The sequence below is a fragment of the Pseudomonas sediminis genome (assembly GCF_039555755.1).
GTDB classification, from domain to species: Bacteria; Pseudomonadota; Gammaproteobacteria; order Pseudomonadales; family Pseudomonadaceae; genus Aquipseudomonas; species Aquipseudomonas mendocina_D.
In genome coordinates this window covers 540931-564068 of record NZ_CP154631.1, presented here as the reverse complement: position 1 = coordinate 564068, position 23138 = coordinate 540931, and the positions used below count along the sequence as shown (strand labels likewise).

17 protein-coding genes and 3 pseudogenes are annotated in these 23138 nt (G+C 63.9%); 6 read left to right on the top strand and 14 right to left on the bottom strand.

Translation table 11 applies throughout. The features are described 5' to 3' along the window. Nucleotides 1-151: 151 nt before the first annotated feature. Nucleotides 152-589, top strand: a pseudogene (locus AAEQ75_RS02720) (SDR family NAD(P)-dependent oxidoreductase); the annotation flags it as partial. Between the two features lie 125 nt (nt 590-714). On the opposite strand, the gene AAEQ75_RS02715 reads toward AAEQ75_RS02720, so the two are convergent. After that, a complete protein-coding gene (locus AAEQ75_RS02715; RefSeq protein WP_179575727.1) occupies nt 715-1281 on the bottom strand; it encodes a TetR family transcriptional regulator in 567 nt (188 codons plus the stop codon). A gap of 33 nt (nt 1282-1314) precedes the next feature. Beyond that, nucleotides 1315-1482, bottom strand: a pseudogene (locus AAEQ75_RS02710) (PaaI family thioesterase); the annotation flags it as partial. A 52-nt stretch (nt 1483-1534) separates the two neighbouring features. On the opposite strand from AAEQ75_RS02710, the pseudogene lpdA reads away from it, so the two are divergent. Further along, nucleotides 1535-2921, top strand: a pseudogene (lpdA, locus tag AAEQ75_RS02705) (dihydrolipoyl dehydrogenase). A gap of 226 nt (nt 2922-3147) precedes the next feature. On the opposite strand, the gene AAEQ75_RS02700 reads toward lpdA, so the two are convergent. From AAEQ75_RS02700 to AAEQ75_RS02665, 8 genes are all read right to left on the bottom strand, one after another. Beyond that, the gene (locus AAEQ75_RS02700) at nt 3148-3513 is read right to left on the bottom strand and encodes a DUF5064 family protein (RefSeq protein ID WP_343350823.1); all 366 of its coding nucleotides are present in this window, start codon (nt 3511-3513) and stop codon (nt 3148-3150) included. Between the two features lie 12 nt (nt 3514-3525). Beyond that, nucleotides 3526-4452, bottom strand: a complete 927-nt coding sequence (gene arcC / locus AAEQ75_RS02695) for a carbamate kinase (RefSeq protein ID WP_343350822.1) — start codon at nt 4450-4452, stop codon at nt 3526-3528. A 156-nt stretch (nt 4453-4608) separates the two neighbouring features. After that, the gene (locus tag AAEQ75_RS02690) at nt 4609-5619 is read right to left on the bottom strand and encodes an ornithine carbamoyltransferase (protein ID WP_143507359.1); all 1011 of its coding nucleotides are present in this window, start codon (nt 5617-5619) and stop codon (nt 4609-4611) included. Between the two features lie 85 nt (nt 5620-5704). Next, nucleotides 5705-6955, bottom strand: coding sequence for an arginine deiminase (gene arcA, locus AAEQ75_RS02685; protein WP_343350821.1), 1251 nt, complete (start codon nt 6953-6955; stop codon nt 5705-5707). Nucleotides 6956-6970: 15 nt separating this feature from the next. Continuing rightward, a complete protein-coding gene (arcD, locus tag AAEQ75_RS02680; protein WP_343350820.1) occupies nt 6971-8398 on the bottom strand; it encodes an arginine-ornithine antiporter in 1428 nt (475 codons plus the stop codon). Nucleotides 8399-8799: 401 nt separating this feature from the next. After that, nucleotides 8800-12735, bottom strand: a complete 3936-nt coding sequence (gene putA / locus AAEQ75_RS02675) for a trifunctional transcriptional regulator/proline dehydrogenase/L-glutamate gamma-semialdehyde dehydrogenase (protein WP_343350819.1) — start codon at nt 12733-12735, stop codon at nt 8800-8802. Nucleotides 12736-13346: 611 nt separating this feature from the next. Beyond that, nucleotides 13347-13949: a LysE/ArgO family amino acid transporter gene (locus AAEQ75_RS02670; RefSeq protein ID WP_343350818.1), complete on the bottom strand. Its 603-nt coding sequence runs from the start codon at nt 13947-13949 to the stop codon at nt 13347-13349. Next, complete coding sequence (locus AAEQ75_RS02665; protein ID WP_343350817.1) at nt 13949-14362, bottom strand: ACT domain-containing protein; 414 nt, start codon at nt 14360-14362, stop codon at nt 13949-13951. The genes AAEQ75_RS02670 and AAEQ75_RS02665 overlap by 1 nt, the downstream gene beginning before the upstream one ends. 94 nt (nt 14363-14456) lie before the next feature. Between AAEQ75_RS02665 and AAEQ75_RS02660 the strand changes: the two genes are divergently transcribed. After that, nucleotides 14457-15353, top strand: coding sequence for a LysR family transcriptional regulator ArgP (locus tag AAEQ75_RS02660; protein WP_343350816.1), 897 nt, complete (start codon nt 14457-14459; stop codon nt 15351-15353). Between the two features lie 101 nt (nt 15354-15454). Beyond that, nucleotides 15455-16453, top strand: coding sequence for an NAD-dependent epimerase/dehydratase family protein (locus AAEQ75_RS02655; protein WP_343350815.1), 999 nt, complete (start codon nt 15455-15457; stop codon nt 16451-16453). On the opposite strand, the gene AAEQ75_RS02650 is transcribed toward AAEQ75_RS02655, so the two are convergent. Beyond that, nucleotides 16444-16731, bottom strand: a complete 288-nt coding sequence (locus AAEQ75_RS02650; protein ID WP_279922884.1) for a hypothetical protein — start codon at nt 16729-16731, stop codon at nt 16444-16446. The genes AAEQ75_RS02655 and AAEQ75_RS02650 overlap by 10 nt on opposite strands. Before the next feature lie 359 nt (nt 16732-17090). Between AAEQ75_RS02650 and AAEQ75_RS02645 the strand changes: the two genes are divergently transcribed. Further along, nucleotides 17091-17939, top strand: a complete 849-nt coding sequence (locus AAEQ75_RS02645; protein WP_343350814.1) for an ATPase — start codon at nt 17091-17093, stop codon at nt 17937-17939. Between the two features lie 111 nt (nt 17940-18050). Here the strand turns inward: AAEQ75_RS02645 and AAEQ75_RS02640 are convergent, their stop codons facing one another. Both AAEQ75_RS02640 and AAEQ75_RS02635 read right to left on the bottom strand, forming a co-directional pair. Further along, nucleotides 18051-19100 (bottom strand): alkene reductase, encoded by a 1050-nt coding sequence (locus AAEQ75_RS02640; protein WP_343350813.1) that lies wholly within the window; start codon nt 19098-19100, stop codon nt 18051-18053. Nucleotides 19101-19127: 27 nt separating this feature from the next. Further along, nucleotides 19128-19430 carry an ArsR/SmtB family transcription factor gene (locus AAEQ75_RS02635; RefSeq protein WP_099522956.1) on the bottom strand — a complete coding sequence of 101 codons (303 nt, stop codon included), beginning with the start codon at nt 19428-19430 and terminating at the stop codon, nt 19128-19130. A 126-nt stretch (nt 19431-19556) separates the two neighbouring features. Here AAEQ75_RS02635 and AAEQ75_RS02630 point away from each other — a divergent pair, with 126 nt between their 5' ends. Beyond that, entirely contained in the window at nt 19557-20141 is a 585-nt protein-coding gene (locus tag AAEQ75_RS02630) for an ACP phosphodiesterase (RefSeq protein ID WP_179545617.1), read from the top strand. A gap of 183 nt (nt 20142-20324) precedes the next feature. On the opposite strand, the gene AAEQ75_RS02625 is transcribed toward AAEQ75_RS02630, so the two are convergent. Next, complete coding sequence (locus AAEQ75_RS02625; protein WP_343350812.1) at nt 20325-23042, bottom strand: cation-transporting P-type ATPase; 2718 nt, start codon at nt 23040-23042, stop codon at nt 20325-20327. Between the last annotated feature and the right edge of the window lie 96 nt (nt 23043-23138).

Genomic DNA, 23138 nt, shown 5'->3' with positions numbered 1-23138 from the left:
GCTGCTAGAGCAAAAACGGCGCCAATTCTCTTGATTGTGCATATCCCTTGCAAATCAAAAGGATGCGCGGAATTTTCAGGTTCGCTCCAGTGCCTTCGATGCACCTTTTTCTGACCAAAAGGACAAAAACAGCCATAACTTGGTGCGCAACCGTCTGGCGGCCGCGGCAGCTGGCAATTTCTCAGCAGCTGGGCGTGGCGGCATCATCAACCTCGGCTCGGTGGTGGCGCTGACACCGGAAATGTTCAACGCCGTGTACAGCGCGACCAAGGCCTATGTGCTGAGCATGACCCAGACCCTGGCTGGCGAATTGCGTGGTTCGGGGGGGGGGCAGCTGCAGGCGGTGATGTCAGGCGTGACTCCCACCGAAATCTGGGAGCGCAGCGGAACCGATGCGTCGGCTCTGCCGCCGTCGATGATCATGGAAGTGGGCGAGATGGTCGATGCTGCGCTGGCTAGTTTCGATCAGGGTGAACTGGTGACCATACCCTCGCTGCCGAATGCAGCCGACTGGGATGCCTTCGTCGCTGCCCGCGCCGCGCTGGGGCCGAACCTTTCGCACAGCCAGGCGGCGGCACGTTACAAGTGAGTCCGAAGCAGTCTCGTTATTGGCTATATGCACGTGAGTGACGTTGTAGGAGCGGCTTCAGCCGCGAATTTCGCGGATAAATCCGCTCCTACGGGTGCACGGTTAACTCAGGCATAGCCTTGTCACTACGCGTCCTGCGCCTGCTCGATCAGCAGGCGACGGGTGGTTTTCAGCAAGCGGTCGGATAGCTCAGGATCCTTGACGCTGCGCGACAGCAGCAGGGCGCCGACCATGGCCGAGAGCATCAGCACGCTTTCGTCTTTCGCGTGTTCGCCTTTCAGGTTGTTCTCGATCAGCGCCAGGCGGTTGCGCACGATCACATCGCTGGTGGCACTGGGTTCACCGCGCTGGCCGAGCTCTGCAGATATGGTCGGCAGTGGGCAGCCAGCGCCAGGGTTGGCGCGATGCAGGCTGGACAGGTAATGCTGGATGAACGTCTGCAGCGGCGCTTCGGCCCCTTCCAGCGACTCGGCTGTGCTGCTTTCCAGCGTCTGTACGGCGTGCTGCAGCGCGGTTTCGACCAGGTCGTCCTTGGATTTGAAGTGCGCGTAGAAACCGCCATGGGTCAGGCCGAGCGCTTTCATCAGTGGCTGCAGGCCGGTGGCCCCGACTCCATCGCGGCGAAAACGCAGGGCCGCTTCTTCGATGATGCGTTGATGAGTCTTGGCCTTGTGGTCTTCCGAATAGCGCATGGCGGGCCTCGTCTGTCTATCAAATGATGCTTGTCATCTTACACTGGCGTCGCTGTTCTGGCGCGGCGCATTCATATCGAGAATCAGGCAAATGGTGGAGGCAACGGCATACAGGCGTTCGTCGACATCATAGAGACGCCCTTCAGCCAAGGCGGTGGAGCGACCGACATGGATGATCCGGCCTTCCGCGCGCACCCGCCCGGTCGTCACGGCTGCGGTGGCCGGCAAACTTCCTTGATTCGAGGACAAAGCAATGAACAGCTATGACGTGGTCATCATTGGCGCCGGCCCTGGCGGTTACAACGCGGCGATTCGTGCCGGCCAATTGGGGCTCAAGGAGGCCTGTGTGGAGGGCCGCGAAACCCTCGGTGGTACCTGCTTGAACGTCGGTTGCATGCCGTCCAAGGCGTTGCTGCATGCGTCCGAACTCTGCGAGGCCGCTGCCGGTGGTGAGCTCAGTGCCCTGGGTGTTGAGGTCACGCCGACGCTCAACCTGGTGCAGATGATGAAGCAGAAGGCCGGCAGCGTCGAAGCGCTGACCAAGGGCGTGGAGTTCCTGTTTCGCAAGAACAAGGTGGAATGGGTCAAGGGCTGGTGACGTATCGACGGCCCCGGGCGTGTACAGGTCAAACTGAGCGAAAGCGGCGAGCGCCTGCTGGAGACGCAGAACATCGTCATTGCCACCGGCTCCGAGCCGACGCCGTTGCCGGGCGTAAGCATCGATAACGCGCGCATCCTCGACTCTACAGGCGCGCTGTCGTTGCCCGAGGTGCCGAAGCACCTGGTGGTGATCGGCGCCGGGGTGATCGGCCTAGAGCTTGGCTCGGTATGGCGTCGGCTGGGTAGCGAGGTGACCGTGGTGGAATACCTCGACCGCATCTGTCCAAGCCTGGATGGTGAGACGGCCAAGACCCTGCAACGCACACTGGGTAAGCAGGGCATGAGCTTCAAGCTGGGTACAAGGTTACCGGCGCAAAACCAGGCAAGTCCGGTGTGAGCCTGACGCTGGAGCCGGCGGCAGGCGGCGCGGCTGAAGTGCTGGAAGCAGACTACGTGCTGGTGGCCATCGGTCGGCGTCCGTATACCAAAGGGCTCGGGCTGGAGAACGTCGACCTGAACACCGACAAACGCGGCATGCTCGCCAGCGAAAGGCACCAGAGCGGCGTGCCGGGCGTGTGGGTAATCGGCGACGTCACCTCCGGGCCGATGCTGGCGCACAAGGCCGAAGACGAGGCAGTGGCCTGCATCGAACGCATCGCCGGGCATGCGGCAGAGGTCAACTACGGGGTCATACCCGGGGTGATCTACACGCGCCCGGAAGTGGCGGCGAGGAGGCGCTGTAGGCAGAGGGCCGCGCCTACAAGGTGGGCAAGTTCCCCTTCACTGCCAATAGCCGGGCAAAGATCAACCACGAGACCGAAGGCTTCGTGAAGATTCTGGCCGATGCCAACACCGACCAGATTCTCGGCGTGCACATGATCGGCCCGAGCGTTGGCGAGTTGATCGGCGAGTACTGCGTGGCCATGGAGTTCTCCGTCTCGGCCGAGGACATCGCGCTGACCTGCCACCCGCACCCGACCCGCTCGGAGGCAGGGCGCCAGGCGGCGATGGGTGTGCATGGCTGGACGATGCAGGCGTGAAAACGGGCAGGGCGTTGTGGGGCTGCTCAGGTCGCGCGGAGCGGGTGTTACGTTGTTTGAACGAACGCATCTGAAAGCGCCGTCATACCCGCGCAGGCGGCATCCAGAACCTAGGAATCATCTGGGCTCCCGCCTTCGCGGGAGTGACGATAAATGGTTGTTTCTGCGCGTAGCCCGGGTGCAATTCGGGAAATGAGCGAGAGCCCCGGATTACATCCGGGCTACGTCATAGGATGTGATCGAGGTTGACCGGCTCGCCCGGTTGGACATTGAGTTTGCTGCGGATATCGGCGAACACTTTGTCGTACTCGTCGTGGCCACGCATCACCGGGCTGGAGTTGGGAGGCAGGCCATGGCGGGCGGCGATGCGGGTCGCGACGCTGGCGAAGTTGAAGGCGACATCGCGATGCAGTTCGAACGCTTCCTCAAAGTGCCGACCGTCCACGTCGCCGACCAGACGCATATGCAGCATCGGCCCCTGCTGCGGGTCCTTGCGTACTTCGTAGTAGAAGTCCACCGAGAAGGGCGGCAGCAGGCGCATATGCTCGGGGCGGTCGTGATTGTCGCGGTGCAGGTGACCGGGAGTGAACATGATCGTGCCCTCTCAGCGATAGACGATGCCGTTGCAGTCCAGGCTGATGCGTGTGCCTGAACGACCTTGGACGATGGCTTCGATATTTTCCAGCGAACCGATCACCGCGCTGCTACCAGTATTGCGTGCGAACTCGCAGGCGGCCTGCACTTTCGGACCCATGGAACCGGCGGCGAAGCCGAGCTTTTCGATTTCATCGGGGTGAGCGGCGGCGATAGCTTTCTGTCCGGGCTTACCCCACTCGATATAGGCAGCGTCAACATCGGTGGCGATCACCAGCAGGTCGGCATTGAGCTGTTCGGCCAGTAGCGCCGAGCACAGGTCTTTGTCGATCACCGCCTCGACGCCGCGTAACTGGTTGCCGTCGTACATCGTGGGAATGCCGCCGCCACCGGCGCAGATCACTATGCTGCCCTTCTCCAGCAGCCATTTGATCGGGCGGATTTCGAAGATGCGCTGCGGGCGCGGGCTCGCCACCACGCGGCGGAACTTGTCGCCGTCCGGGGCGATACTCCAGCCTTTCTCGGCGGCCAGCCGCTTGGCGTCCTCTTTGCTGTAGACCGGGCCGATGGGCTTGGTCGGGTTCTTGAAGGCTGGGTCGGCGCTGTCCACTTCCACCTGGGTGAGCAGGGTGGCGAAGGGCACTTCGAAGGGCAGCAGGTTACCCAGCTCCTGTTCGATCATGTAGCCGATCATGCCTTCGGTTTCGGCGCCGAGCACGTCCAGCGGATAAGGATTGGCCGCGTCATAGGCGTTGCCCTGCAGGGCCAGCAGGCCGACCTGCGGGCCGTTGCCGTGGGCGATGACCAGCTCGTTGCCATCTGCCACCTTGGCGATCTGCTCGCAGGCGACGCGCACGTTCTCTCGTTGATTTTCTGCGGTCATGGCTTCGCCGCGACGAAGCAGGGCGTTGCCGCCCAAGGCGATGACGAGTCGCATGGTGTTCTCCTTGTTCGTGTTCGTCGCCCGGATGCAATCCGGGGCAGTGGAACAGGTCGTTCCCGGATTTCTCCGGGCTACACAACGGTGCTGCCAGCCAGGCCCTCTCCCCGCCCCCTCTCCCATTAATGGGAGAGGGGAGACAAGCGTGCAGCGTCAGATGTCAGCCAGGGTCGCCACCAGAATGGCCTTGATGGTGTGCATGCGGTTTTCCGCCTGCTCGAAGGCGATGTTCCAGGGTGACTCGAAGACCTCTTCGGTGACCTCGATGCCGTTCTTCAGGTGCGGATACTGCTCGGCAATCTGCTTGCCGATCTTGGTTTCGCTGTTGTGGAAGGCCGGCAGGCAATGCATGAACTTCACCCGTGGGTTGCCGGCGGCCTTCATGATCTCGGCGTTGACCTGGTAGGGCAGCAGCTCCTGGATGCGCTCAGCCCAGGCTTCCACCGGCTCGCCCATGGACACCCAGACGTCGGTGTGGACGAAATCCACGCCCTTGACCGCTGCCTTCGGGTCTTCGGTGAGCAGGATGCGTGCGCCGCTTTCTTCGGCGAATTTCTTGCAGGCGGCGACGTGCTCGTCGCTCGGCCACAGTGCCTTGGGCGCGGCGATGCGCACGTCCATGCCGAGCTTGGCGCCGATCAGCAGCAGCGAGTTGCCCATGTTGTTGCGCGCATCACCCAGGTAGGCGTAGGCGATGTCGTGCAGCGGCTTGTCGCTGTGCTCGCGCATGGTCAGCACATCGGCGAGCATCTGCGTCGGGTGGTACTCATCGGTCAGGCCGTTGAACACCGGCACGCCGGCATACTTGGCCAGCTCCTCGACGATCTCCTGCTTGAAGCCGCGGTACTCGATGGCGTCATACATGCGCCCGAGTACGCGGGCAGTGTCCTTCATGGTTTCCTTGTGGCCGATCTGCGAGGAGTTGGGGTCGATGTAGGTAACGTTGGCCCCCTGGTCGTAGGCTGCCACTTCGAAGGCGCAGCGGGTGCGGGTCGAAGTCTTCTCGAAGATCAGCGCGATGTTCTTGCGGGTCAGGTGCTGCTGCTCGGTGCCGGTGTACTTGGCGCGTTTGAGGTCGCGTGACAGGTCGAGCAGGTAGCGCAGCTCGCGGGTGCTATGGTGCATCAGGCTGAGCAGGTGGCGGTTGTGCATGTTGAACGCCATGGTTCTTTCTCCGTTGAGAATGCTGTGCGAGGGACGCCCCTCACCCCCGGCCCCTCTCTCGGGGGGAGAGGGGTGGGCTGGGTGATCAGTAATCGATGGGGTCGCGGATGATCGGACAGGTCATGCAGTGGCCGCCGCCACGGCCGCGTCCCAGTTCGCTGGCGCTGATGGTGATGACCTCGACGCCGGCCTTGCGCAGCAGGGTGTTGGTGTAGGTGTTGCGGTCGTAGCCGATGACCACGCCGGGTTCCAGGCAGACCACGTTGTTGCCGTCGTCCCACTGCTCGCGTTCGGCCTCGTAGGCGTCGCCACCGGTTTCCACTACACGCAGTTTTTTCAGGTTGAGGGATTCGGCAACCACGTCGACGAAGGGTTTGTCCTCGCGGCGTACGTCGATGCCGCCTGGGCGGCTCTCGTCCGGACGCAGAATGAAGGGCACGATGCTGTTGGCCACTTCCGGGAAGATGGTCACCAGGTCGCGGTCGCAGAAACTGAATACGGTGTCCAGGTGCATGGCGGCGCGGGAGCGGCCCAGGCCAGCGACCACGACCCGCTCGGCCGCGCCCTTGGCAAACAGTGCGCGCGCTACCTGGCCGATGGCCTGGTGCGAGCTGCGTTCGCCCATGCCGATCAACACGGTGCCATTGCCGATGGGCATGACGTCACCGCCTTCCAGGGTGGCTGAGCCGTGCTCTTGGTCCGGGTCGCCGTACCAGATCTCGAAGGGCTCATTGGCGAAGTCCGGGTGGAAGGTGTAGATGGCGCTGGCGAGCAGGGTTTCCTGACGGCGCGCTGGCCAGTACATGGGATTCAAGGTGACGCCGCCGTAGATCCAGCAGGTGGTGTCGCGGGTGAACTGGGTGTTGGGCAGCGGCGGGAAGATGAAGCTGGCTTCGCCGAGGTAGGCGTTGAACATCTTCGCTGCCTCGGAATCCTTGTGCTTGACCAGGTCGGCGCCGGATACGCCACCGATGAGGAACTCGGCGATCTTGCGTGGCTCCAGTCCTTCGATGAAGGCGCGCACTTCATTCTGCAGGCCGAGGCCGACGCTGTTGGGGGTGATCTTGCGGTCGAGAATCCACTTCAGCGCGTTGGGGTCGCTGACGGTATCTTCCAGCAGGTTGTGCATCTCCACCACTTCGACGCCACGTTCGCGCATCTTGGTCATGAAGTCGAAGTGGTCGCGCTTGGCCTGGGATACCCAGATCACATCGTCGAACAGCAGTTCATCGCAGTTGGCGGGGGTCAGGCGCAGGTGGGCGAGGCCTGGTGAACAGACCATCACCTTGTGCAGTTTGCCGGCTTCGGAATGAACGCCGAGGGCTTTCTTGGACATTTCGAACTCCTTCTCTCACAGACTCAGGAAACCGTCATACAGCCCGTAGGCGGCGATGGCGGCACCGATCAGTACGGCGACAAAAATCAATTTCTCGACGCCGGTGAAGATGGGCTGCCCCAGCTCGCGCTTGGCCTTGGCGAAGAGGATCGCGCCAGGGGCATAGAGCAGCGCCGAGAGCAGCAGGTACTGCACGCCGGCGGCATACACCAGCCACACCGCGTACAGGGTGGAGATGGCGGCGATCAGCAGATCCTTGTTGCGCTCACCGGCCGCGTTCTCGTAGGTCTCGCCGCGTACCGCCAGCAATACCGCGTAGGCGCTGGACCAGAAGTACGGCACCAGGATCATCGAGGTGGCCAGGTACAGCAGGCTGAGGTAGGTGGAGGCGCTGAACAGGGTGATGATCAGGAACAGCTGGATCAGCCCGTTGGACAGCCACAGCGCGTTGGCCGGAACGTGGTTGGCGTTCTCCTTGCGCAGGAACGCCGGCATGGTGTGGTCGCGGGCGCTGGCGAAGAGAATCTCGGCGCAAAGCAGCGTCCACGACAGCAAGGCGCCTGCCAGTGAGACGATCAGGCCGATCGAAATCAACTGTGCACCCCAGGGGCCGACCACCTGCTCCAGCACGCCGGCCATGGATGGGTTCTTAAGCCCGGCCAGTTCGGCTTGGGCCATGATGCCCTGGGACAGGATATTGACCAGAACCAGCAGCAGAAGCACACCGACGAAGCCGATCACCGTGGCCTTGCCGACATCGCTGCGCTTCTCGGCGCGAGCGGAGAAGATGCTCGCGCCTTCGATGCCGATGAACACCCAGACGGTGACCAGCATCATGTTGCGCACCTGATCCATCACGCTGCCCAGCTCGGTATTGCCGCGGCCCCAGAAGTCCGCAGTGAATACGTCGAGCTTGAAGGCGATGGCGGCGATGACGATGAACAGCGCCAGCGGCAGCATCTTGGCGATGGTGGTGACGGTGTTGATGAAGGCCGCTTCCTTGATCCCGCGCAGCACCAGAAAGTGCAGCAGCCAGAGCAGCACCGAGGCGCAGATCACTGCCGGCAGGGTGTTGCCTTCGCCAAATACCGGGAAGAAGTAACCCAAAGTGGAAAACAGCAGCACCATGTAGCTGACGTTGCCGATCCAGGCGCTGATCCAGTAGCCCCAGGCTGAGGAGAAGCCCATGTAGTCGCCGAAACCGGCCTTGGCGTAGGCGTACACCCCGCCGTCGAGTTCGGGCTTGCGGTTAGCCAGGGACTGGAACACGAACGCCAGGGTCAGCATGCCGACCCCGGTGATCAGCCAGCCGATCAGGGTAGCGCCGGCGCTGGCGCTGGCGGCGATATTTTGCGGAAGCGAGAAGATACCGCCGCCGACCATGGAGCCGACGACCAGCGCGATCAGCGCGCCAAGGCGGAGTTTTTGCGTCGAATCAGACATCTCAATTACCTCCTTGTCACAGCGGGACTTGAGTATTGAGCGCGTTTGGCGAGCACTGCATCCTGACCTGAATCAATAGCTCAGGATTCGTCAACGCACATCCATTCCTTAAGCGTTGTCGAGCCCCTGACGAGCATCAGGACTGCAGCTCCGACTGACACCATAGTCCGAACTTTTCGTTACGCAATGATGGCCAGGCGAGATGGAATAGCGAGGAGGGAGGGAACGAACGGGGCGTTTGGCCCCGCTCGACGCGCCGGCCGGATAGGCTGGCGCAGACCCGAAGGTCAAAGGGAGGAGCATGACGCCGGGCGGGTAGCCCCTGCAGGCAGTTGCGTCATGTGGTTACAGCATGCCGTGGAAAGCTTTCAGCCAGCTTTCCGCGGCGTTATCGGCTGCGATCAGCCGATGGTCATCAGGCTGGCGTTGCCGCCAGCCGCAGCGGTGTTGACGCTCAGGGCGTGCTCCACCAGCAGACGTTCCAGAGCGATGTCGGTCTCGCCCTTGTTCAGGCCGTGTACACCGACGATGGCACCCTTGCGCTGCGCGGCTTGCTCGCTGACTGCGCGCAGCTGGTCGGAGTCGCCATGGTGCAGGATGGCGTCCAGCTCCACGTCGACGCTGTTCCAGTCGGTCACCAGCTGGATGTGCTTCTGCACCTCCTTCGGCAGTTCGGCGTACAGCGCGCGTTGGCCTTCCAGCCAGATCGCCCGGCTGCCGACGGCCAGGGTGGCAGCCAGCTGAGTCAGCAGGTCACCACGCTCGTCGGCCAGGTTCAGTACGTGCTCGCGCGGCAGCAGGGTGTAGCTGTTGCGCTCGCCGGTCGGGCCGGTCAGCACGTGGCTGCTGTAACTCTGCGACAGCGCACGGTAGTGCTCGAACAGTGCGGCGATGGCCGGCTCCTGCTTGCCTGCCCAGTCGGCGAAGGCACTGCGCACCTTGTCCAGCTCGCTCGGCACCGGCAGGGCTTGCACCTCGGCCTGTTGCAGGTACTGGGCGACGGCCTCCTGCGGGCGGGTCGAGAGCAGGCGATAGAGGTACAGCGGGCCACCGGCTTTCGGGCCGGTGCCGGACAGACCTTCGCCACCGAAGGGCTGTACGCCGACTACGGCGCCGACCATGTTGCGGTTCACATACAGGTTACCGACCTTGGCGGTGCCGACCACCTGAGCGATGGTCTCGTCGATGCGGGTGTGCACGCCGAGGGTCAGGCCGTAGCCGCTGTCGTTGATCTGCTGCAGCAGCTTGCCCAGGTCCGCGCGCTGGTAGCGCACCACGTGCAGCACCGGGCCGAAGATTTCGCGCTTCATCTCGTCGAAGCTGTCCAGCTCGATCAGGGTCGGCACGACGAAAGTGCCGCGCTTGATCTCCTCACCGTTGACGCGCGCCAGTTGGGTAACCTTGCGGCCTTTCTCGCGCAGCTTGGCGATGTGGGTGTCGATGCCAGCCTTGGCTTCGGCGTCGATCACCGGGCCGATGTCGGTGTTCAGGCGTTCCGGGTTGCCGAGTGTGTACTCGGCCATGGCGCCCTTGAGCATGGTCAGCACGCGGTCGGCCACGTCGTCCTGCACGCACAGCACGCGCAGGGCCGAGCAGCGCTGGCCGGCGCTGTCGAAGGCGGAAGCGACCACGTCCATCACCACCTGCTCGGTCAGCGCCGAGGAGTCGACGATCATGGCGTTGAGGCCGCCGGTTTCGGCGATCAGCGGGATGGTGCGGCCCTGGGCATCCAGGCGACCGGCGATGTTGCGCTGGAGGATGCCGGCCACTTCGGTGGAACCGGTGAACATCACCCCGCGCACACGCTCGTCACCCACCAGGCGCGCGCCGACGGTTTCGCCACGACCCGGCAGCAGTTGTACGGCGCCAGCCGGTACGCCGGCCTCGAGCAGAATACGCACGGCTTGCGCAGCGATCAGCGGCGTCTGTTCCGCCGGCTTGGCCAGCACGGTGTTGCCGGCGGCCAGTGCAGCGGCCACCTGGCCACTGAAGATCGCCAGGGGAAAGTTCCACGGGCTGATGCACACCACCGGGCCCAGCGGGCGGTGGCTGTCATTGCCGAAGCTGCGTGCCTGGATCGCGTAGTAACGCAGGAAGTCCACCGCCTCGCGCACTTCGGCGATGGCGTTGGCGAAGGTCTTGCCGGACTCACGCACCAGCAGGCCCATCAGTTGCTGCAGCTCGGCTTCCATCAGGTCGGCGGCGCGCTCCAGTACGGCGGCACGCTCGGCCGGCAGGGTGGACTGCCAGATCTGGCCGCTGGCTAGGGCGCAGAGGATGGCGCTGTCGACATCCTTGACGCTGGCTTCGCGCACATGGCCAACCAGGTCGCGGTGATCGGCCGGGTTGCGCACTGGCTCCGGCTCGCCCGGATTGGCGCCATCGCAACCGAGCATCGGCTCGGCCAGATAGCAGTGGTTGGCGGTCGACAGCAGCGCCGAGGACAGCGAGCCGAGGCGGTGTTCGTTGGCCAGATCCAGGCCCGACGAGTTGACCCGCTCCTTGCCATACAGATCACGCGGCAGCGGGATGCGCGGGTGCGGCAGACCAATCGTGCCTTCCTGCGCGGCCATCTGCTCGACCTGCAGCACTGGGTCGAGCACCAGGTCTTTCAGTGAGATGCTGTGGTCGGCGATGCGGTTGACGAAGCTGGTGTTGGCGCCGTTTTCCAGCAGGCGGCGCACCAGATAGGCCAGCAGGGTTTCATGGCTGCCCACTGGCGCGTAAATGCGGCACGGGCGGTTCAGCTTGCCGTCGGCGATCTTGCCGACCACCTGCTCGTACAGCGGCTCGCCCATGCCGTGCAGGCACTGGAACTCGTACTGACCCGGGTAGTAGTTCTGCCCGGCCAACTGATAGATGGCCGACAGCGAATGGGCGTTGTGGGTGGCGAACTGCGGGTAGATCGCTTCCGGCGCGGCCAGCAGCTTGCGTGCGCAGGCCAGGTAAGACACGTCGGTATAAGGCTTGCGGGTGTACACCGGGTAGCCTTCGAGGCCGTTGACCTGGGCCAGCTTGATCTCGCTGTCCCAGTAGGCGCCTTTTACCAGGCGGATCATCAGGCGGTGGCGGCTGCGCTTGGCCAGGTCGATGACGTAGTCGATCACGTACGGGCAGCGCTTCTGGTAGGCCTGGATGACAAAGCCGATGCCGTTCCAGCCGGCCAGGCTCGGCTCGAAGCACAGGCGCTCGAGCAGGTCCAGCGACAGCTCCAGGCGGTCGGCTTCCTCGGCGTCGATGTTGAGGCCGATGTCGTACTGCTTGGCCAATTGGGTCAGGCCCAGCAGGGTCGGGTACAGCTCGTCCATCACGCGCTCGTACTGGGCGCGGCTGTAGCGTGGGTGCAGGGCGGAAAGCTTGATCGAGATGCCCGGGCCCTCGTAGATGCCGCGACCGTGCGAGGCTTTGCCGATGGCATGGATGGCCTGCTCGTAGGAGGCTAGGTAGCGCTTGGCGTCTTCCTCGGTCAGCGCGGCTTCACCGAGCATGTCGTAGGAGTAGCGGAAGCCCTTGGCTTCCAGGGTGGAGGCGTTGGCCAGGGCTTCGGCGATGGTTTCGCCAGTGACGAACTGCTCGCCCATCAGGCGCATGGCCATGTCCACGCCCTTGCGGATCACCGGCTCACCGCTCTTGCCGATGATGCGGTTGAGCGCCGAGGTCATGCCGGCTTCGGTGTGGGTCGAGACCAGTTTGCCGGTGATCAGCAGGCCCCAGCTCGCCGCGTTGACGAACATCGACGGGCTCTGGCCGAGGTGCTGGCTCCAGTTGCCGTTGGCGATTTTGTCGCGAATCAGCGCGTCGCGGGTGGCCTTGTCGGGGATGCGCAGCAGGGCTTCGGCCAGGCACATCAGGGCCACGCCTTCCTGCGATGACAGCGAGAACTCCTGCAGCAGGCCCTGCACCAGGCCCTGACGGCCGCTGGCGTTTTTCTGGTTGCGCAGCTTCTCGGCGATGCCCAGGGCCAGCTTCTGCGAGGCCTCGGCTTGCTCCGGGTTCAGGCGCGCCTGCTCCAGCAGCATCGGTACCACTTCGGTTTCCGGGCGGCGGTAGGCGCTGGTGATGGCGGCGCGCAGCACCGACTGCGGGAGGATGCTTTCGGCGAAATCGAGGAACACCTGCAGACCCTGTTCGGTCAGCGATTCCAGGGCTTCTTCACCGGCGGCTGCGGCCAGGCCGGCATGCTCGGCGGGCGTCAGGCCACTCTCGACTTGCTCCAGATAATTGAAGATCGCCTGCTTGATCATCCAGTGCGGCGTGCGGTCGATCTGCGCGGCGGCCTTTTTCAGGCGTTCGCGGGTGGCATCGTCGAGTTTTACGCCAAGAGTGGTAGTAGCCATGGGGAGTCCTACTTATTGTCAGGTTATGCACGGTAAAAACTGCCGGAGCAGTTTTTGACGTCGCTTGCGACGGCCCGAAGCGGTGCCGCCATGAATGGCGGGCAACAAAAAAGCTGCGGGAGATTAAACCCGCTTCGGTGCTTGGTGCAACTAGGTGCAACCAATTAGCTCGGCATCCCGATGGACGTTAATTTTGTCTACGTGTCTGCCGCTATAGCGCCTGAATATGGCGGTTTCAGAGCATGAATGCATTTCGCAGCGTGGACGTTGGCGCGCTAGCACGCACTCGTGCTATCCAGCGTGCCGATAAGCTGCGTCATCATGGTGCAACCTTGGTGCTACCCCTATGTGGGGGCTCCGCGCTGGGAAGGTCAAGGCGTCGATCACGATCGCGACTGGGTTACACCTGTTCAGCATAGACCGCAGGATTGCAGCAGTGTGGCTCCCGGTCGTCGGAAGCGGACTGCGCTATCTTTTCCGGCTGAGGTGGGGGCGGTATGACTAAGGATTAGTCGCTGCAGGGGGAGGACTAACGGCGGTACGAGACGTTCACCCGTCCGGATGGCGGGCGGTTTAGTGCAGCGTTTGTGCGTGTCAGGCAAAGTCAGGGCCTAAAGCGTTCCCAAGATCAACTGCGCCGCCACCGCGAACATCATCGCCGCCACGCCGAGGTCGATCAGGCGCCAGGTCAGTGGCCTGGCCAGCCAGGGCGCAAGCCAGGCGGCGCCAAGTGCCAGGGTGGCAAACCAGAGAAAGGAGGCGCTGGCAGCTCCTGCGGCATAGGCGCCAGGTTCTGGTTGCTGGGCGCCGAGCGAGCCGATCAGCAGCACGGTATCCAGATAGACATGCGGGTTGAGCAGGGTGACCGCCAGTGCTGCGAGCATCACCGCGCGCAATGAGCGCGGCTCGCTACCTGCCGCTTGCAGTGATTGCGGGCGCGCAGCGCGCAGCAGCGCCTGGCTGCCGTACCAGAGCAGGAAGGCAGCACCGCCCCAGCGAGCGATGGCCAGCAAGGTCGGGCTCTGCGCCAGCAGGGTGGCCAGGCCGAACACACCAGCAGCCACCAGCAGGGCATCGCAGACGATGCACAGGGCGGCCACCGGCAGATGGTGTTCCCGGCGCAGGCTCTGCGCCAGGACGAAGGCATTCTGCGCGCCGATGGCCATGATCAGGCCGATGGCCACCAACAGACCGTTGCTATAGCTCTGCCACATCACGCTGACTCCGGTATCGACGCCGCCGACAGAGCGCGCAGGCTGGACAGCGCCTTTTCGGCGCGCTCGTTGGGCACGAAGATATGGTCGTGATGAAAGCCGGCGACCACGTTGCAACTGATCCCCGCTTGCGCCAGGGCGGCAGAGAAGGATGCTGTGAGGCCTACGGCAGCCAGCGACGAATGCACCTCAAGGGTGATCCAGGCAGCGATGTAGTCGTAGTGCAGGCCATGGGCGTCGGCGACTTCGCGCGTCAGTACCAGGCTCAGTCCTTCGGTTTCGCGCAGGCTAGCGATGGGCTGCAGGCCGCTGCAGTCATGCTCGGCCGGGACGCAGCAGAACACGTACTGACCGGGATTGAGCCGCGGCGTCATGCTCTGCAGCAGGCGTGCGAGGTTGGTTTCGCCAGACATGGCGGGCTCCTGATTGGGCTGAATGCTGGCGAGTCTGCGGTGGCTGGATGTATAAGAGAAACCAATATTGCTGATCACTCATTAGGGAAATCGATTGTTCGATTACAAACTTCTCGCTGCGCTGGCGGCGGTGGTGGAGCAGGCCGGCTTCGAGCGTGCTGCGCAGGTGCTGGGGCTGTCGCAGTCGGCGGTGTCGCAGCGCATCAAGTTGCTCGAAGCACGGGTCGGCCAGCCGGTGCTGGTCCGCGCGACGCCACCAGCGCCAACCGAAACTGGCCGGCGTCTGCTCAACCACGTGCAGCAGGTACGCCTGCTCGAGCGCGACCTGCAGGGCCAGGTGCCAGGGCTGGACGAGCAGGCCTTGCCCGAGCGCCTGCGCATCGCCATCAACGCCGACAGCCTGGCGACCTGGTGGGCGACGGCGACGGCCGAGTTCTGCGCCGACCAGCAAGTGCTGATGGAGTTGGTGGTGGAAGATCAGGAAGTGGGCCTCAAGCGCATGCGCGCCGGTGAAGTAGCCGGTTGCGTGTGTGCTGCCGAGCGCCCAGTAGCGGGTGCGCGCAGCCTGGCGCTGGGCGCGATGCGTTATCGCGCGCTGGCCAGCCCGGGCTTCATCACCCGGCATTTTGCCGCAGGCGTCAGCGCCGAAACCCTGGCGCGGGCACCGGCCATCGTCTACGGCCCGGATGATCAGTTGCAGCATCGCTACCTGGCGAGCCTCGGTGTCACTGGCGCCTTCGCCTATCATCTGTGCCCCTCGTCCGAAGGCTTCGTGCGCCTGACCGAAGGCGGCCTCGGCTGGGGCCTGGTGCCGGAATTGCAGGTACGAGAAGAGCTGGCCGGCGGCAGGCTGGTGGACCTGGTGCCCGAGCACTGCATCGATGTGCCGTTGTACTGGCACCACTGGCGCAATGGCGGCGAATTGCTCGGCGAATTGACTGAGCAACTGCGTCGTCACTCCGCGTCGGTGCTGGTGCCGTTGCACCCGTGAGCGGCTCGCCGGGTCGTAGTTATGGCCGCCGCCGACAGCGTGCTACGACAATGGCACTGCTAGAGTGCGGCAACTACAAGAATCAAGGGTAGGGGATGACGATGAAGATTCTGGTCACCGGCGCGAGTGGCTTCATCGGTGGGCGCTTCGCTCGTTTTGCGCTCGAGCAAGGGCTGGCCGTGCGGGTCAATGGCCGCCGCGCAGAAGGTGTGCAGCACCTGATCAAGCGTGGCGCCGAGTTCGTTCAGGGCGACCTCGGTGATGCTGAGCTGGCGCAGGCCTTGTGCCAGGATGTCGAGGCCGTGGTGCACTGCGCCGGCGCGGTTGGCGTATGGGGCGATTACGCGCACTTTCATCAAGCCAACGTCACGGTCACCGAGAATATCGTCGACGCCTGCCTCAAGCAGAAGGTCCAGCGCCTAGTGCATCTGTCCTCGCCGTCGATCTATTTCGATGGCAAGTCCCATGTCGATATCCGCGAGGAGCAGGTGCCCGAACGCTTCTCCGATCACTATGGCAAGACCAAGTACCTGGCCGAGCAGCAGGTGTTCGCTGCTCAGGAGTTTGGTCTGGAGGTGATCGCCCTGCGTCCGCGCTTCGTCACCGGCGCGGGCGATACCAGCATATTCCCACGCTTGATCGGCATGCAGCGCAAGGGTCGCCTGGCGATCATCGGCAATGGCCTGAACAAGGTCGACTTCACCAACGTGCACAATCTCAACGATGCCCTGCTCAGCGCGCTGCAGGTGGACGGGGCGGCGCTCGGCCAGGTGTACAACATCAGCAATGGCGCGCCGGTACCGCTGTGGGACGTGGTCAATTATGTGTTGCGTCGCCTGGAGCTGCCGCCAGTGACGCGGCATGTACCGTTCCCGCTGGCCTATGCTGCGGCGACGCTCAACGAAGGCGTATGCCGGGTACTGCCCGGGCGGCCAGAGCCAAGTCTGTTTCGCCTCGGCGTGGCGGTGATGGCCAGGGATTTTTCCCTGAACATCGATCGCGCCCGCGAGTTCCTTGGCTACGCGCCCCGAGCCAGCCTGTGGGATGCGCTGGATGAGTTCTGCACCTGGTGGCAGGCGCAGATGGGGCCTCAGGCGTAGATGCGCTGGCCGCGATAGACGCGTACCGAGCCGGTTGGCGTGCCGACCGGTAGCTCGACTGCGGCCAGTGGCGTCACGGTGGCACGCTGCGGTTGATCAGACAGTTCAGCCAGGCGTTGGCCGAGGCGACGGGTTTCTTCATTGTCGGATTTAAGGCTGCCATCGAGCATGGCGACGACCGCGTTGGGCTGGCTCATGCGAATATCCACGTCCTGCTCTTCGCGTAGACGGCGACGCAGCGCTTTCATGCAGTCCAGTACTTCTTTGTTCAGTTCCATTGCCACTTCCCCCGATTGGTTGAAGGGTCACGGGCTTCGGCGTTCCACGCCCTCCGCGACCTGAGCAGCCTATTCCCAACGGCTGTAACACGAACGTGTGCTGTATTGCTTTGCAGAACTTTTCAGGCCGCCTGCTGGCTCGTTAGCGACGCTCTATCGGCGCGTTCACGACAGGATCAAAAGCAAACTGCGTACCAGTTCATGTTTTGCGGAACTGCTGGGTTGCAGGCGAGTCGATGGCCCTGTCGCGCCCTTCCTCGGTGCATCGCGCACCTGCTTGGCGCGACGCTGATGGTGTAATGGCGAATCGGTATACTGCGCGGCATTTCTGTTTATTCGTTCCAACCATAGGTCCGACCATGCGCAACGACGCCAACGACGAACTCGACAATCTGCCCAGCCTGACCCCGGAGCGCCGCGAGGAGTTTGCCGAGCCGCGCGAAGAGCCCGCGCCGCGCAGCAGCCGCGCTACCAGCAGCAAGGCTCCAGTGGTCAAGGGCGCCAGTACCGGGCCGCTGTGGGCGCTGGTGGGTGCACTGAGTTTCGCTCTGGCTGGCCTGGGCTGGTGGAGCCTGCAGCAGATCGGCTTGATGGAGCAGCGCCTGGTGGCGACCCAGGAGAGCTTCGCTCGCATCAGCGAGGAGGCGGCAGGACGCATTCAGGATATTTCCGGCAAGGTGGTGGCGACCGAATCCAACGTCACCAGCGGTAGCGAGGCGCTCAAGCTGCAGGTCAAGCAGCTGGAAACGCGTCTGGCCGAGCTGAGCAAGCAGCAACAGCAGAGCGCCACGGCGCAGTCTGCGCTGGACAAGCGCGTCGAGCAGTTGGGTACAGAGCTCAAGAGCGGAATCGGCGCCAGCGCCGATTTCGACAAGCGCCTGCAGGCGCTTTCCACCGAGCAGGCGGCACTGAAGGCCGCGCAAGGCGATGCCAAGGCAACCCAGGCCGAACTGGCCAAGCTCGATACCCGTATCAAGGGGCTCGGCGGCGATATCGAGGCGCTGAAAAAACAGGGTAATCCGGCCCAGGCCATCCGCAGCCTTGAGCAGGACCTGCTGGTGCTGCGTAGCGAGCTGGACAATCGCCCGGCTGCCAGTGCCGGCCCGAATACTGCCGAGTTCGATGCCTTCCGCGCGCAGATGACGCGCAACATCAATACCCTGCAGAGCCAGGTGGTGAATCTGCAGCAGCAGATCAATCAGCGCTAAGGCAATTCGCTAAATGAACAAGCCCCGCAATGCGGGGCTTGTTCATTTATTGGTCGCGGCTGAAGCCCCTCCCACGGGATATCGCTTGCCGGAGGTGCCTCAGCTGCGATCTTACAGACGCGGATAGTCGATATAACCGACCGGGCCGGAACCGTAGAAGGTTTCCGGGTGCGGCTCGTTTAGCGCGGCGTTCTGCTCCAGGCGCTGCGGCAGGTCCGGGTTGGCGATGAAGGGGATGCCGAAGGCCACGGCATCGGCATTGCCTTCTGCCAGCCAGGCATTGGCCTGATCCTTGGTGAAGCGCTCGTTGGCGATAAACACGCCGCCGAATTCCTTCTTCAGTTGCGGTGTCAGGCTGTCGTCGCCGGATTTCTCACGGGCGCAGATGAAGGCGATACCACGTTTGCCCAGTTCACGGGCGACGTAGCCGAAGGTTTCGGCACGGTTGGCATCGCTCATGTCGTGAGCGTCGGCACGCGGCGCCAGATGCACACCGACGCGACCGGCGCCCCATACCGAGATGGCGGCATCGGTCACTTCCAGCAGCAGGCGCGCACGGTTCTCGACGCTGCCGCCGTAGCGGTCGGTGCGCTGGTTGGTGCTGCTTTGTAGGAACTGGTCGAGCAGATAGCCGTTGGCACCGTGGATTTCCACACCATCGAAACCGGCGGCCATGGCGTTTTCGGCGCCCTGACGATACGCCTCGACGATATCGGCGATCTCTTCGGTCTCCAGAGCACGTGGGGTGACGAACTCCTTGATCGGGCGCACCAGGCTGACGTGGCCGGCAGGCTGGATGGCGCTTGGCGCCACCGGCAGTTCACCGTTCAGGTAGATCGGGTCGGAGATGCGTCCGACGTGCCACAGCTGCAGGACGATCTTGCCGCCGTTGGCATGGACTGCCTGGGTGATGTTGCTCCAGCCACGAATCTGCTCATCCGACCAGATGCCGGGAGTGTCCGGGTAGCCGACGCCCATCGGCGTGACAGCGGTGGCTTCGCTGATGATCAGCCCAGCCGAGGCGCGCTGGGTGTAGTACTCAGCCATCAGCGCGTTGGGCACACGGCCTTCGTCGGCGCGGCAGCGGGTCAGCGGTGCCATGATGATGCGGTTGTTCAGCTGTAGGTCGCCGATCTGGATGGGGTCGAACAGTGTAGGCATGGTGGTTTCTCCGGAGGAAAGGTCAAATCAGAGTTGTTGGCCGAGGCGCTCGACGAATACCTGAATCAGCTCGTCGTTGCGCTTGAAGAAGTGCCACTGGCCAACCTTGCGGCTGGTCACCAGACCGGCGCGTTGCAGAGTGGTCAGATGGGCAGAAACGGTGGACTGCGACAGCCCCGTACGCTGAAAGATCTTGCCGGCGCACACGCCGATCTCCAGCGGGTGATCCTGCTCGGCGAAGTTCAGCTCGGGCTCCTTCAGCCAGTCGAGGATGTCACGGCGTACCGGATGGGCGAGAGCCTTGATGATGGCGTCGAGGTCGATTTCCATGGCGGTGTGGGTCTGTATCGTCATGTGGCGAACCTTATATCGTCTCTGAGCGATATACAGATTGATTGTTCCAATAGTCTCCATCAACGGCTTCGATTGTTCTGCTCACGGCGGTAAGCTCGCGGGATGAACTATCTGGCCCATCTTCATCTTGGTGGCGACGCACCACCGCAGTTGCTCGGCAGCCTCTACGGCGATTTCGTCAAAGGCCCGTTGAGCGGGCGTTGGCCGGCACAAATCGAGGCGGCCATTCGTCTGCACCGGCGCATCGATGCCTTCACCGACAGCCACCCACTGCAAGCCCGCGCACGGGCGCGCTTTCCTGTCGAGCGGCGAAGAACAGCCGGCATGCTGCTGGATCTGTTCTTCGATCATTGCCTGGCCCGTGACTGGTCGGCGTACGCGTCGCAGCCGCTGGATCACTTCACTGGTCGGGTATATCGCGTGCTGGCGGCCGAGCCCGAGTTGCCCGGGCGCTTGGCACTGATGGCACCGCGCATGGCCGCGCAGGACTGGCTCGGCAGCTACCGCGAGTTCGCGGTGCTGGAGCAGGTGATTGCCGGCATGCAGCGGCGCCTCTCCAAACCGCAGTTGCTCGACGGCAGCCTGATTGAGTTGGAGCAGTTATATGAGCCGCTCAGCGAAGACTTCCGCGCCTTCTACCCCGAACTGATGGCCTTCGCCGAGGCCGAACTGAACGCATCGAGGTAGCGGCGGTGCGCGCAGCGCACCCTACATGTGAACCGAGTCTGAACCGTAGGGTGCGCCGTGCGCACCGGGGATTTCGCCGCTTCAACGGTCGCCGCCAAAGCGCCTCCCACCAGGTTTCGCGTCGAGCGCTGTGGGAGGGGCTTCAGCCGCGACGACCATCACTGCAACCTCTCCTCCAGCGGTTCAGGCCGCCTGGGCATGCAGGCCAAAGCGCCGCACCACCCATTTCTCCAGCTCCGCCACGGCGAACAGTGTCAGGCCTGCCAGCAGTACCCGCAGCCATTCCTCCAGGCTCAGGCCGACCGAGCCGAATACCCCCTGCAGCGGCGGTGCATAGGTGAACAGCAGCTGCAGCACCAGGCAGATGGCGATGGTCACCAGTACCGCGCGGTTGCCCAGCAGGGCTTCGCGGTTGAGCACTGAGCCGAAGATGCTGCGGCTGTTGAACAGGTAAAAGATTTCGCACATCACCACGGCATTCACTGCGATGGTGCGGGCGCTTTCCAGGCTGTTGCCAAGCTTCAGCTCCCAGAGGAACAGGCCGATGCCCGCGCCGGCAATCAGTACAGAAACCATCACCACGCGCCAGACGAAGAAGCCGGACAGCAGGGGCTCGTTCGGCGCGCGTGGGGCGCGCTGCATCAAACCGCGCTCGCTGGGTTCGAAGGCCAGCGCCAGGCCCAGGGTGCTTGAGGTGACCATGTTGATCCACAGCACCTGCGCCGGCGTCAGTGGCAGCACCACCTGGAACAGAATGGCGAAGATCACGATCAGCGACTGGCCGCCATTGGTCGGTAGAGAAAATAGGATGAATTTCTTCAGATTGTCGTAGATCGCGCGGCCTTCGCGCACGGCCCCGGCGATGGTGGCGAAGTTGTCGTCGGCCAGCACTACTTCGGCTGCTTCCTTGGCCGCTTCAGTGCCCTTGTTGCCCATCGCCACGCCGACGTCGGCGCGCTTCAAGGCCGGTGCGTCGTTCACGCCGTCGCCGGTCATGGCCACGACCTCGCCGCTGTCCTGCATGGCCTGTACCAGGCGCAATTTGTGCTCGGGGCTGGCGCGGGCGAATACCTCGACGCCGGGCAACACCTCGCGCAGACGGCGGTCATCGAGCAGTTCCAGCTCGGCGCCGGTCATCGCCGGCAGGCCGACGCCGATGCCTAGTTGTGCACCGATGGCGCGGGCCGTCTCGGCATGGTCGCCGGTGATCATCTTTACCCGGATGCCGGCACGCTGGCATTCGGCGACAGCGGCGATGGCCTCCTCGCGTGGCGGGTCGATGATGCCGACCAGCGCGAGCAGAGTCAGCCCGCTTTCGACGTCGTCGAATCTGAGCGTGCGCTGCTCGGCTGCGGCCTGTTTACTGGCCAGGGCCAGCAGGCGCAGGCCACGGGCAGCCAGGTCGGTGGCCTGGCGCCGCCAGTAGTCGGCGTCCAGGGGCGCATTGCCGCCATTGGCGCTGCGCTGGCTAGCGCACATTTCCAGCACGCGCTCGGGGGCGCCCTTGAGGTAAACCAGGCCATGGCCAGTGTGGTCATGGTGCAGGGTGGCCATGAAGCGGTGTTCGGACTCGAACGGGATCGCATCGCTGCGCGGCAGTTGCGCGTGCAGGGTCTGACCATCCACACCGCTTTTCAGCGCCAGGGTCAGCAGTGCGCCTTCGGTCGGGTCGCCATGCAGCCGCCAGTGGCCGGCATCATCCTGTTGCAGGCGGGCGTCGTTGCACAACTGCGCGGCGCGGGCGACTTCCAGTAGGGCGGCGTCAGGCTCACGCAGCGCACCATCCTGATGAAAGGCGCCTTCCGGGGCGTAGCCGACGCCGGAGACATCGAGGATGCGGCTGGCGCTGACCACTCGTTGCACGGTCATTTCGTTGCGGGTCAGGGTGCCGGTCTTGTCCGAGCAGATCACCGTCACCGAGCCCAGGGTTTCCACCGCCGGCAGGCGGCGGACGATGGCGTTGTGGCCGGCCATGCGCTGCACGCCGAGGGCGAGGATCACCGTTATGATCGCCGGCAGACCTTCGGGGATGGCCGAGGCGGTCAGTGCCACCACCATCATGAACATCTCGCCGGGGTTCTGGCCGTGCCAGAGGATGCCGAGGATGAAGGTGGCCAAGGCCAGGATCAGGATGATCACCGCCAGCCAGCGGCTGAACTGTTCGATCTGTCGCAGCAGCGGCGTGGACAGCGCCTGCACCTGTTGCAGCATGGCGCCGATACGGCCGAGTTCAGTGTTGGCACCGGTCGCTACCACCACGCCGCTGGCCTGGCCGCTGCTGACCAGGGTGCCGGAATAAGCCATGCAGCGGCGGTCGCCGAGCGGGGCATCGGCGTTGCAGTGCGCCACGGATTTTTCCACCGGCACCGATTCGCCGGTCAGCGCCGCTTCTTCCACCAGCAGGTTCTTCACGCTGGTCAGGCGCAGGTCGGCTGGCACCTTGTCGCCGGATACCAGCAACACGATGTCGCCGGGCACCAGGCGCTCGGCATCGATTTCATGGCGTTCACCGCCACGCAGCACCATCGCGTGGGGGGAGAGCATGCTGCGGATAGCGTCCAGCGCATTCTCCGCCTTGCCTTCCTGGATGAAGCCGATGATCACGTTGATCAGCACGGCGGCGAGGATCACCGAGGTATCGAGCCAATGGCCGAGCAGGGCGGTGATCAGCGCTGCGACCAGCATCATGTAGAGCAGCACGTTGTGGAACTGATAGAGCAGGCGCAGTAGCGGGCCACGGCGTTGCGGCGGCGGCAGGCGGTTGGCGCCGTAGCGCTGCAGGCGCTGCTCGGCTTCCTCCTGGCTGAGGCCGCTGGCACTGCTGCGCTGCTCGTCGAGCGCTTGTTGTGCAGTCAAACCGTGCCAGGCGTGGTCACTATGTTGTGAGGGGGGATTGCCCATGGGGCGCGTCTCCTTGGTTGGGCCGGCTGCGCCTGTCGATCGCCAACGGCCGGCGCACCCCGCAGTCCTTACTAACCTAGACCGCTTTAGCGCGTC

Coding starts and splice junctions, on each gene's coding strand:
- AAEQ75_RS02715 (WP_179575727.1), bottom strand. CDS start 1,281: ATGCGCTATTCGGAAGACCACAAGGCCAAGACTCATCAACGCATCATC.
- AAEQ75_RS02700 (WP_343350823.1), bottom strand. CDS start 3,513: ATGTTCACTCCCGGTCACCTGCACCGCGACAATCACGACCGCCCCGAG.
- arcC (WP_343350822.1), bottom strand. CDS start 4,452: ATGCGACTCGTCATCGCCTTGGGCGGCAACGCCCTGCTTCGTCGCGGC.
- AAEQ75_RS02690 (WP_143507359.1), bottom strand. CDS start 5,619: ATGGCGTTCAACATGCACAACCGCCACCTGCTCAGCCTGATGCACCAT.
- arcA (WP_343350821.1), bottom strand. CDS start 6,955: ATGTCCAAGAAAGCCCTCGGCGTTCATTCCGAAGCCGGCAAACTGCAC.
- arcD (WP_343350820.1), bottom strand. CDS start 8,398: ATGTCTGATTCGACGCAAAAACTCCGCCTTGGCGCGCTGATCGCGCTG.
- putA (WP_343350819.1), bottom strand. CDS start 12,735: ATGGCTACTACCACTCTTGGCGTAAAACTCGACGATGCCACCCGCGAA.
- AAEQ75_RS02670 (WP_343350818.1), bottom strand. CDS start 13,949: ATGTGGCAGAGCTATAGCAACGGTCTGTTGGTGGCCATCGGCCTGATC.
- AAEQ75_RS02665 (WP_343350817.1), bottom strand. CDS start 14,362: ATGTCTGGCGAAACCAACCTCGCACGCCTGCTGCAGAGCATGACGCCG.
- AAEQ75_RS02655 (WP_343350815.1), top strand. CDS start 15,455: ATGAAGATTCTGGTCACCGGCGCGAGTGGCTTCATCGGTGGGCGCTTC.
- AAEQ75_RS02650 (WP_279922884.1), bottom strand. CDS start 16,731: ATGGAACTGAACAAAGAAGTACTGGACTGCATGAAAGCGCTGCGTCGC.
- AAEQ75_RS02645 (WP_343350814.1), top strand. CDS start 17,091: ATGCGCAACGACGCCAACGACGAACTCGACAATCTGCCCAGCCTGACC.
- AAEQ75_RS02640 (WP_343350813.1), bottom strand. CDS start 19,100: ATGCCTACACTGTTCGACCCCATCCAGATCGGCGACCTACAGCTGAAC.
- AAEQ75_RS02635 (WP_099522956.1), bottom strand. CDS start 19,430: ATGGAAATCGACCTCGACGCCATCATCAAGGCTCTCGCCCATCCGGTA.
- AAEQ75_RS02630 (WP_179545617.1), top strand. CDS start 19,557: ATGAACTATCTGGCCCATCTTCATCTTGGTGGCGACGCACCACCGCAG.
- AAEQ75_RS02625 (WP_343350812.1), bottom strand. CDS start 23,042: ATGGGCAATCCCCCCTCACAACATAGTGACCACGCCTGGCACGGTTTG.